The organism is Kitasatospora sp. NPDC056531 (genome assembly GCF_042794375.1).
Taxonomy (GTDB): domain Bacteria; phylum Actinomycetota; class Actinomycetes; order Streptomycetales; family Streptomycetaceae; genus Kitasatospora.
Window position 1 is genome coordinate 1 of sequence record NZ_JBHTTU010000150.1, and the last position, 10,018, is coordinate 10,018.

General features: G+C 69.5%; 8 protein-coding genes and 1 pseudogene. 6 read left to right on the forward strand and 3 right to left on the reverse strand.

The features are described 5' to 3' along the window. Positions 1-200: 200 nt before the first annotated feature. Positions 201-1,154, forward strand: coding sequence for a LuxR C-terminal-related transcriptional regulator (locus tag ACFQ87_RS42240; RefSeq protein ID WP_380616283.1), 954 nt, complete (start codon positions 201-203; stop codon positions 1,152-1,154). Positions 1,155-1,295: 141 nt separating this feature from the next. On the opposite strand, the gene ACFQ87_RS42245 is transcribed toward ACFQ87_RS42240, so the two are convergent. After that, positions 1,296-2,939 carry an IS200/IS605 family accessory protein TnpB-related protein gene (locus tag ACFQ87_RS42245; RefSeq protein ID WP_380616284.1) on the reverse strand — a complete coding sequence of 548 codons (1,644 nt, stop codon included), beginning with the start codon at positions 2,937-2,939 and terminating at the stop codon, positions 1,296-1,298. A 137-nt stretch (positions 2,940-3,076) separates the two neighbouring features. Here ACFQ87_RS42245 and ACFQ87_RS42250 point away from each other — a divergent pair. Continuing rightward, positions 3,077-4,300: pseudogene (locus tag ACFQ87_RS42250) on the forward strand (uracil-xanthine permease family protein); the annotation flags it as partial. Positions 4,301-4,373: 73 nt separating this feature from the next. Here ACFQ87_RS42250 and ACFQ87_RS42255 read toward each other — a convergent pair. Then, complete coding sequence (locus ACFQ87_RS42255; RefSeq protein ID WP_380616285.1) at positions 4,374-4,571, reverse strand: DUF397 domain-containing protein; 198 nt, start codon at positions 4,569-4,571, stop codon at positions 4,374-4,376. Then, on the reverse strand, positions 4,564-5,397 hold the full coding sequence (locus ACFQ87_RS42260) for a helix-turn-helix domain-containing protein (RefSeq protein ID WP_380616286.1): 834 nt from the start codon (positions 5,395-5,397) through the stop codon (positions 4,564-4,566). Before ACFQ87_RS42260 ends, ACFQ87_RS42255 begins: the two co-directional genes overlap by 8 nt. A 170-nt stretch (positions 5,398-5,567) precedes the next feature. Between ACFQ87_RS42260 and ACFQ87_RS42265 the strand changes: the two genes are divergently transcribed. From ACFQ87_RS42265 to ACFQ87_RS42280, 4 genes are all read left to right on the forward strand, one after another. Next, positions 5,568-6,056, forward strand: a complete 489-nt coding sequence (locus ACFQ87_RS42265; RefSeq protein ID WP_380616287.1) for an NUDIX domain-containing protein — start codon at positions 5,568-5,570, stop codon at positions 6,054-6,056. A 144-nt stretch (positions 6,057-6,200) separates the two neighbouring features. Beyond that, the gene (locus ACFQ87_RS42270) at positions 6,201-7,184 is read left to right on the forward strand and encodes a radical SAM protein (protein ID WP_380616288.1); all 984 of its coding nucleotides are present in this window, start codon (positions 6,201-6,203) and stop codon (positions 7,182-7,184) included. 11 nt (positions 7,185-7,195) lie between these two features. Further along, positions 7,196-8,338, forward strand: coding sequence for a 50S ribosomal protein L11 methyltransferase (locus tag ACFQ87_RS42275; protein WP_380616289.1), 1,143 nt, complete (start codon positions 7,196-7,198; stop codon positions 8,336-8,338). A gap of 455 nt (positions 8,339-8,793) precedes the next feature. After that, the coding region (locus ACFQ87_RS42280) for an MFS transporter (protein WP_380616290.1) at positions 8,794-10,018 on the forward strand (1,225 nt) is incomplete at its 3' end.

A 10,018-nucleotide genomic window follows, 5' to 3' on the forward strand; every position in this document is an offset into this window, starting at 1 on the left:
GGGCCATGGGGGGCTCCTTGACTGGGCGTTGTGGGGGTGCCGCCCAGCTTGGAGGCCGCTTCCGACGGCGGGGAAGGGAGCCGGGTGGGCAGGAACCCGACATGGCGGGAACATGTCGACCGATCAATCCCTTGATTTCGTCCACCTGGTGGCGCAGAGTCGGCTCGTCCGCTGGCGGTGCAGTGCGCGAGGAGGGTGCCGTGTCGGGGACGGGCATGCTCGCCGGACTCGGCCTGGGCGCGGTCGAGGAGCAGCTCTACCTTCGTCTGCTCGGCACGGCGGCCGCCGATCCACAGTGGCTGGCCGCGCAGTTGAACCTGCGGGCCCCGATCGTGGTGGCCGCGCTGGCCGCACTGGCCGAGCTGGGGCTGGTGGAGGCGTGCGCGGCGGGGGCATGGACGGCGGTGCCGCCGGACGTGGCGCTGGAGGAGCTGCTGCTGCGGCGCGAGGTCGAACTGCGGCGCGCCCGGGGCCGGATCGGCGAGTTGATGCGCGCCTACCGGCAGGGCCGGCCGGGCGCCGAGGCGGCCGGGCCGGTGGAGGTGATCAGCGGGCGCCGCTCGATCGCCGAGCTGTGGCGCACCCTGCAGCTGGGAGTGCGCGAGCGACTGCGGGTGCTGGACCGTCCGCCGTACGTACGCCGTACCGATCCGCAGACCGAACTGACGCTGCTGGGGCGGGGGGTGGCGACCCGGGTGGTGTACCACAGCCGGGTGCTGCGCGACCCGGAGCGCCTCGCGGAGATCCGGACCTTCACGGCGGCCGGGGAGCAGGCCCGGGTGCACACCGAAGTGCCGCTGAAGCTGGCCCTGTTGGACGACCGGTGGGCGCTGCTGCCGGTCAGCGCGGGCACCGAGCTGGAGAGCGTGCTGCTGATCCGGCCCTCCACCCTGCTGGACGCGCTGGCCGGGCTGTTCGAGCTGTACTGGGCGCACGGGATGCGGCTGCCGGAGCTGCCCGAGGAGCCGCCGGAGGACCGGCACCGGCAGTTGCTGACGCTGCTGGCGGCCGGGCTCACCGACGAGTCGATCGCCCGCCAGCTGGGGGTGTCCACCCGTACGGTGCAGCGCTGGGTACGGGAGCTGATGGACCGTTTCGGCGCCCGGACCCGCTTCCAGGCGGGCATCCAGGCGGCCCGGGCGGAGCTGTTGTAGCGCCCGGTACGGGTAGTCCGCGCAGGTCAGGCGGGAGCCGGGTGGGCAGCGGGACGCACGGTGGCCGGGACAATGGTGCGGTTGGTTGCTCGACGTACAGCGACGTACAGAGCTTGGAAGCACAGAGAAAGCGAACCGTTCCTAATCAGTGAGCAGGAGTGGGTCTTGGATCCACGCCACGGCACTGCGCGCATCCCGAACGGTTTTGGGTGCGCTGGTCGCCCGCGTTCTCGTACTCCCCGTCCGGCTGCGTGCATCGTGTGCACGGTCCGTGACGGGGCGGCGGGTTTCCTCACGCCCGCGCACACCTGATGGGGCCTGGGCGGTCCGATGCCCACGACGATCGCTCCGGTCGTCGTGGGGCGGTGCCGTCCGTCGCCGGATCGGGTGTCCGAGGGCGCGTCGCCCGATCGCGACAGCGGCGCTGTCGTGTCGGGTGGTCTTCCGAGTGGGCGCGGCCATGGGTTTCTGCCAGTGCTGCGCGCCCCATTGAGAGGTGTAGGCGGGGTCCACGGCGACGATGGCCATGTCCAGTTCGGCAGCCATGGACACGAGCCGGGCGCGGAGCCTGCCGGTGGGGATGCCGGAGACGAGCTGCCGGAACCGCTTGCGGCGGCCGTGTTTCTCGCGGGTGGCCTCGGCGGTGAAGTCCAGGTTCTCCAAGCCAATCGCCGTCACGCCGCACCGCTTCGCCCAGTGCAGCAGTCGGGTGATGGCGTGGCGGATCTGGGCGTCGCGGTGGGTGGTGGCGCCGGTCAGGTCGTAGGGGAACCGGTGGGGGTTGCCGACCGGGTTGCCGTGCGCATCGAGATGCCAGGCCGCGAAGTGGTCGGCGTTGGTGTCCACCCCGATCATCCCGGCCGCGCGGGCGGTGGCCAACGGCATCGGCCGCACCACGGGCCGGGTCCAGCAGGCGTCCAGGTACCACCGCCCCCGGTCCACGTCCAGGTGGATCCGGTACGCCACCGCCCGGTTGGCCTCGATCCGATCCCGCCATTCCTCGCCCCGGTGCGGGAAGGACACCTTCGCGGAAAGGACGTATCGGCCGCTGGTGGCGTTGGCGTACTCGGCAAGCGGGGCGGGGAGCTTGATCGACACCTCACCGTCCGGGGTGACCCGGATCGTCTCGTTGCCGAACCGCTTCCCCGACTCGCCGTCAGCGGCGAGGAACCACCGCGCGCTCTCCCACCGCTTTCGCCACTCAGCCTCGGTGAGACCGGCGGCGGCCAGGTTGTGCCGGGTGTTCAGCAACCTCCCGCCACCGCTTACCACATGCACGCGACCTGCCTCACCATCGGCCCGGGCAGCCGCGTACCGTTCCTCCAGCGCCGCGAGCCGACGGGACTTGACGAACCACTCGTGCGTGGAACGGTAGCCACCGGGTGCCCGCTTGGTGCCCTTCTCCCCGACCGGCAACGACAGACGGTGGCGCAGCATCCGGATACCCGCGTCCAACGAGTCCAGGTACGCGGCCTGCCCGCGACGCGACAGCGCCCACTGGTCGTGCGTGGCCTTCGTGACGCTCCCGGCCCAGCGCGACGACGACTCCACGGTCAGGTCACGCTTGCGCGCGGCCCACGTCTCCTTACCGTGCTCCAGGCCGTCCGCGCAGCGCGCCTTCAGGTCCCTCGACGCCAGCGCCCCCATATGCCCGCCGACCAGCCGCAGCACCTTCTCATCCTCAGGCGTGAGGCCCTTGAGACGGTCACGGACCGTCACACCCGACGGGCCAAGGGAAACGAACGGCGCGTCGATCCGCCGGAGCTTCTTCTTCGGCCTGGTCACGTCACCCCCTCCCAGCCAGTGCCACCACCTTCACACACACCACTGACAGTCGTCTCATCGATCCAACAAACCGTGATCGAAAACAAACTCATGGATACCTATGTGCACCAAATCGACCTCAGTCCCGAGCAGTTCACGACCCCAACCTGGCGATTATGATGTCCGGCGTCTCGACCATGATCTTCCTGCTGGCCACCCGCGGCCGGGTGCCCAGCTACCTCGGCTGCTCGCTGTCCTTCGTCGGCGTGGCCGCGGTGATCCGGGCGCAGGGCGGCACCAGCGCCACGGTGACCGGCGCGGTGCTCGTGGTGGGCGCGGCGCTGTTCGTGGTGGGACTGGCGGTCCAGCGGTTCGGCGCGCGGATCATCCACGCGGCGATGCCGCCGATCGTCACCGGCGCGGTGGTCATGCTGATCGGCTTCAACCTGGCCCCGGTGACCGCCTCGACCTACTGGCCGCAGGACCAGTGGACGGCGCTGCTGGTGATGCTGTTCACCGGACTCGCGGTGGTGTGCCTGCGCGGCTTCTGGTCGCGGGTGGCGATCTTCCTGGGGCTGCTCTTCGGGTACGGGATCTCCTTCACGTTCGACCGGGTCTTCGGGGAGATCCACTCGGTGGACGCGAGCGGGCACATGACCGACCACTGGCGCCTGGACCTGTCGGGCGTCGGCAAGGCGGACTGGATCGGCCTGCCCGCCTTCCACGGCCCCTCCTTCCAGGGGTCCGCGATCCTGGTCGCCCTGCCCGTGCTGATCGCGCTGGTCGCCGAGAACGCCGGGCACGTCAAGGCCGTCGGCGAGATGACCGGCACCAACCTGGACGACAAGCTGGGCACCGCGATCTCGGCCGACGGCGTCGGCTCCGTGCTCTCCACCGCGCTCGGCGGCCCGCCCAACACCACGTACTCGGAGAACATCGGCGTGATGGCGGCCACCCGGGTCTACTCCTCGGCGGCCTACTGGGCCGCGGCCGGCTTCGCGCTGCTGTTCGGCATCTGCCCGAAGTTCGGCGCGGTGGTGGCCGCGATCCCCGGCGGGGTGCTCGGCGGCATCACCGTGATCCTGTACGGCATGATCGGGCTGCTCGGCGCGCAGATCTGGACCAAGGCCCAGGTGGACCTGCGCAACCCGCTGAACCTGGTGCCGGCCGCCGCGGGCATCATCATCGGCATCGGCAACGTGACGATGAAGTTCACCAATACGTTCAGCCTCAGCGGCATCGCCCTGGGCACCCTGGTCGTCATCACCGGCTACCACGCGCTGCGGGCGCTGGCCCCGGCGCACCTCAGGACGCAGGAGCCGCTGCTCGATGAGGGCACTTCGTCGTACGACGAGGAGACCGGGGAGCCGCGCACCTCGTAGCTGCGGCTGCGGAAGTGACCGCAGGCCCGGACCGCCATGGATGCGGTCCGGGCCTGCGGTTCAGGACTTCGGCTCAGACGTCGCCGAACTCGCCGCTGCGGACGGCGGCGACGAACGACTTCCAGGCCTCGGACGGGAAGACCAGGACCGGGCCCTGAGGGTCCTTGGAGTCACGGACCCTGCCGGGGAGCGCGTCATCTACCTCGATGCAGCCGCCCCCGCCGTTGCTATAGCTGCTCTTACGCCACTTGGCGCCTGTTGGGTCATGCATGGTCCAGTTCCTTCCGTGCCTCCCGGATCATGGCCAAACTGTCCGGTTCGCTCAGCGCGTTGACCTGGAGTCGATCGTATCTATCGACCCATCGGGCCACCGTCCCGGCATCTTGTTCCAGGTATCCCCGTTGAAGCGTCTCCGTGTACCCGACCAAAGCCCTATTTGGGAGGGTCAAGAGCGTGACGGGATGGGACAGCGGTCGATCCTCAGCAAGGCGGTACGGGGCAACCTGGATGATGACATTCGGGCGTTCGCTGAGACTCTCCAGGTGACAGAGTTGCATGGCCATAATCCGCTGGCCACCGATCGGTCGACGAAGGGCTCCCTCGTCCAGAACAGCGTGGACCGTTGTTCCTCTGTCGAGCATGAGTTGACGTTGGGCCAGCAAGCCAAGCCGTCCGTCGGCTTGCTCCCGAGTCGCTTCCCCGCGTCGGACGATGCCAGCTTCGTAGGCCGCGCTGTAGTCCGGGTGCTGAAGTATGCCCGACACCATATCCGTGTCGAACAGTCTGGCTGCGATCGCTTCGCGTTCCCGTCGAAGGTACTCGGAGAACCCAGGCAACAGAGCGCCGTTCTTCCAGCTCCACCACAGCCCCGTCAGGGCGCCACCGGCATCGAGGGCGGCATCTACGCGCTCTACGAATTTTAAAGACGGAGCTTGTTTGGCTCGCTCCACGTTCGAGATGTAGACGTTGGAGTACCCGACTCGCTTGCCGAGCTCGATCTGAGTCATCCCTTTGGCCTGGCGTGACCTGCCGATTTGAACCGCCAATGCCTCTAGCGGAGATGACGTTGGGTCAAGTGTGCGACGAACCAAGATCACCCTCTTTAAAATTGGCCGGACTAGAGATTTGAAACTCTTCCGATCCTAGAGGAAGCTGAGCCACCCTGGTAGTCAGACGATTACGGAACGAATTCACGCTGGCGAAGCGCTGATCCGTTCACATCCCTGAACTCCTCACACTTGGAGCAGAGTTGAGCAGGACCCGCATCATGACCAAGCCTCCCGTACGGCGATCGGGCCAGCAGGTCTTCGTCCTACGCGAAAACCCCGACGAGCGGGACGAGTTCTTCGTCCTCCTGATCGACCCCGTCTACCGCGAGGGCCTGACCCTGCCCGGCGGCAGCGCCGAGCAGGACGAGCTGCCGCACCTCGCGGCCCGCCGGCACCTCGAAACGGAGACCGGACTCGTCCTCGCCCTCCGGACCGTCCTCACGATCGACTATGTGCCCGCCGCCGAATTCCCAGAGGGCGTCAACTTCGTCTACGCGGGTGGGATGATCACGCCCCAACAGGCCGAGACCGTCCGCCGCCACCAGCCGCCGGACGAGATCCGCGGCCTCCACTGGGTGCCCGAGTCCAAGCTGCCCGAGGTCATGGCCGACGACCAGTGCCGACGAGTCCAGGACGCCTGGGACGCCTGGGAGCACGGCGCCGGCCTCCCGCTCCTCGTGCGGGGCGTGCCGGTCCCGGTCGGCTGATTCAGGACCACCGGCCGGAGGGCCGCCTTCCGAGCTGGTCCCGTTCCCCATTCGGGGCAGACGAGGAAGGACCCTCCCTCTGGACCGGTCGAGCCGGCCCGAGCCCATCCGCATCACCACCAACACGGAAGGGGAACCACCGCAATGACCACGACCACCAAGGCGGAGCCGAACAGCGTCGGCCTGGACGTGCCCAGGACGGTCGAGCTGGAGCTGACCGGCAGGTGCCAACTGGCATGTGGCCACTGCCTCAGCGACTCCGGCCCGACGGCGCCACACGGCACCATGGGCCAGGGCGACTGGATGGCGGTGATTGCCGAGTGTGCCGAACTCGGCGTTGAGACCGTCCAGTTGATCGGCGGGGAGCCGACGGTTTTCGCGGGCTGGGAGAACCTGGTGGACTATGCTCTGGGCTTCAAGCTGAAGGTCGAGGTCTTCACCAACCTGTACAAGATCGCCGATCAGGCATGGGATGTGCTGTCCCAGCCCGGTGTTTCGTTGGGCACGTCGTACTACTCCGTCAACCCGGACGAGCACGACCGGGTGACGGGGAAGCCGGGAAGCCACAAGCGGACCAGGGACAACATCATCAGGGCCCTTCACCGGAACATCCCGATCCGTGCCGGGGTCGTCCGCGTCAACGACGGCCAGCTGGCGGAGCTGGCCGTCGAAGAACTGGAGGCACTCGGCGTCGGGCGGGTCACCCTGGACAACACGCGGCTGGTCGGGCGGGCCGCAGGAGGGGCGGAGCCGACCGTGGACACGCTCTGCGGCAGGTGCGCCCTGGGGAAGGTGGCCATCCTGCCCGACGGCACGGTCAGCCCGTGCGTACTCGGCAGGTTCCTGCCGACCGGAAACGTCACGGAGGCCGGCCTCCGTGACGTCCTGACCAGTACCAAATGGGCGGAGACCGCCGCCGGCATTCCACGCAAGGCAACCGCGGGCTGCCCGCCGAACGACAGCAACGACTGCAACCCGGCCAACACCGAGGCCTGTGCGCCGGCCTACTTCGCGCCGATCGCGCGGCGGGGCATGTGCGTTCCGAAGGTCACGGTCTCGGGCCCGGTCCCGGTCGACATCGGCGGCTGCCCGCCCACCGACTCCGAAGCGTGCGACCCGAAGCACTGAGAGGCTGAGGCATGACACGCATCCAGTGGGAGGGACGGGCTGCGGATCTCGCTGCCCGCACCACCGACCCGGACTCTCGATGGCGGAACCCGGTCTCGGAGGTGCCCCGGCACCTGTTGGTCCCCAAGTGGTGGGCGCCCTCCGAAAGTGGCGGCTGGGACCTTCAGATCGGGGAGGAGGACCCGGACCGGTGGCTGAACGTGGCCTACGGGAATGAGTCCGTCGTCACCAGCGTGGGCGGGGTCCATGCCGACCACGCCGAGCCGGGCGACCGGCCGGAAGGACTGCCCACGTCCTCGGCGACACTCACGGCACTCGTCATCAAGATGCTCAGGCACGGCAGGATCAACGCCGGACACGATCTGCTGGACATCGGCACCGGAGCCGGTGGGCTGACCGCCATCGCCGCGAAGAGGCTCGGCGCCGAGCGGGTCACCAGTGTGGACGTGGACGAGTACCTGACCACGGCTGCCACAGACCGCCTGGCCGGCATGGGACTCGGCCCGACGTTCCACACTCGGGACGCCACCGGCCCCATTCCGGGCTCCTACGACCGGATCGTGGCGACGGTGTCCGTCCGGCCCGTTCCCGCTTCCTGGCTCCAGGCACTCCGGCCCGGCGGCCGGCTCGTGACCACGATCGCGGACACGGCGCTGATCCTCACCGCCTGGAAGACCCCGGACGGAGGCGCCGAAGGCGTGGTCGAACGGGACTGGGCCGGGTTCATGGCCACCCGCCACGGGCCTGCCTACCCGCCGGGCCCGGACGACCTCTTCAAGGCCGCCAGGGAGGGCGAAGGAGAGGAGGTCAAGGTGTTCCGCTACCCGGTGACGGACATCCGGAACAACTGGGAAGTCTGGTCCATGCTGACGATCAACGTGCCGGGCGTGCGGCTCGACTTCGCCGAGCAACCGGGAAAGCGGATCGCGTACCTCGTCCACCCGGACGGATCGTGGGCACGCGCCGAGGCCGAACGGTACGAGTCGCCGACCGTCCACCAGGGCGGCCCTCGCCGGCTGTGGCAGGACCTCGAATCCATTCGGAACTGGCGGGAGATCGAAGGCGGTCTCCCCTTGTTCGGCTGCAACGCCCGGATCTCCCCGGATGGCGTGATCCGCCTGTCCCGAGGCCGGTGGTCGGCCGAGATCACCTAACCAAGATCGAGATCACCTGGCCAAGATGGCGGTGCCACCGGCTCACGCGGTGGCACCGCCATCGGGTCCGTCCCGGTGGGCCTCGGCGTTGTGGTCCCGGCGTGGCGCGGGTGTGGTGGCGGTGTGGCGACGGCCACGCGGGTGGGGCCGTGGAGGCTTCGGGTGAGAAGGGTCACCTACGGCGCGAGTCCGGGCGGGCGGGGCACGCCCGGGCCCGTAGGGACAGGGCGGGCGCGGTTTCGGCACGGCCGGAGGTCCTGTCCGCTTCGGGACCTTGGCCATGAATCCGGCCGACCTTCGACCCGGTGGCGGCCCCTGTGAACCCGGGCAACCGTGGACGGTCGCCCGGTGTGAGCGGGCGATGGCGCCGTCCAACGCGGGCGTCGTCTTCCCTGCCGTCTACCCGGCGCACGGTGCGCGAGACGCGGCCGTACGCTCCGGAGGACCCCAGCCAGATGTCCCAGACCATCGACAACGCCCCGTATACCGCCTTCCACCGCAGGCTGGCCCTCGCCTGTTCCGGTGGACCGCTGCTCGACGGCTACATCCTGAGCATCGTCGGCGTCGCCCTGATCGGCATGCGCCCCGACCTCGGCCTGTCCACCGCGGAGGTCAGCCTGATCGGCGCCGCCGCCCTGGTGGGCATGTTCGTCGGCGGCGCCCTGTTCGGCGTGCTGACCGACAAGATCGGCCGGGAGGTGATGTACACCGCCGACCTGCTGGTGATGGTCGTCTGCTCGGTGCTCTCCTTCTGGGTCGACTCGGTGTGGGCGATCACCGTGCTGCGCTTCGTGCTCGGCATGGCCGTGGCCGCCGACTACCCGATCGCCACCTCCCTGCTCGCCGAGTGGCTGCCCACCAAGCACCGCGGGCGCCTGCTCGGCCAGCAGATCGTCGCCTGGTACGCCGGCTCGGTGCTCGCCTACGTGGTGGGCTACCTGTTCCTGGAGCTGGCCGGACCGCGCAGCTGGCGGTGGATGCTGGCCAGCTCCACCGTGCTGTGCGTGGTCTTCCTGGTGATCCGCCGCGGCTCCCCCGAGTCGCCGCGCTGGCTGGCCGCCAACGGGCGGGTCGGCGAGGCGGTGCGCGTGGTCGAGAAGCACCTCGGGGTCCGGGTGGACGGCCGGGAGCTGATGCCCGATGCGGCCGGGCGCGCCCGGCGCGCCGGCGGGCTGCGGCTGCTGATGACCCCGCCCTACCGGCGCCGCACCCTGTTCTGCGGCCTGTTCTTCCTCTGCCAGGTCGGCCCGCTGTTCGCGATGCTCACCTTCGGCCCGCAGATCCTCTCCTCCTTCGGCATGCCGGGCGGCACCATGATGGAGACCCTGGGCACCGGGCTGATCAGCCTGGTCTTCCTGCTCGGCTGCTACCCGGCGCTGCGCCTGATCGACACCCGGGGCCGGCGCCCCGTCATCATCTGGTCCTTCGCGCTGATGACCGTCCCGCTGGCCCTGCTGGGCGTGTGGCCCACCGCGCCGGCCGCCATCGCGCTGACCGCGCTGTGCGCGTACGCCTTCCTGTGCGGCGGGCCCAACGTGCTCGACTGGACCTACCCCAACGAGCTCTTCCCGACCGAGATCCGGGCCACCGCCGTGGGGGTTGCCACCTCCGTGAGCCGGATCGGCGCGGCGGTCGGCACCTACCTGCTGCCGCTGTCGCTGTCCGGGCTCGGCACCGGCC

Excerpts from the sequence above, each read along its gene's own strand:
- ACFQ87_RS42270 (WP_380616288.1), top strand. The coding sequence starts at position 6,201 with ATGACCACGACCACCAAGGCGGAGCCGAACAGCGTCGGCCTGGACGTG.
- ACFQ87_RS42275 (WP_380616289.1), top strand. The coding sequence starts at position 7,196 with ATGACACGCATCCAGTGGGAGGGACGGGCTGCGGATCTCGCTGCCCGC.
- ACFQ87_RS42255 (WP_380616285.1), bottom strand. The coding sequence starts at position 4,571 with ATGCATGACCCAACAGGCGCCAAGTGGCGTAAGAGCAGCTATAGCAAC.
- ACFQ87_RS42265 (WP_380616287.1), top strand. The coding sequence starts at position 5,568 with ATGACCAAGCCTCCCGTACGGCGATCGGGCCAGCAGGTCTTCGTCCTA.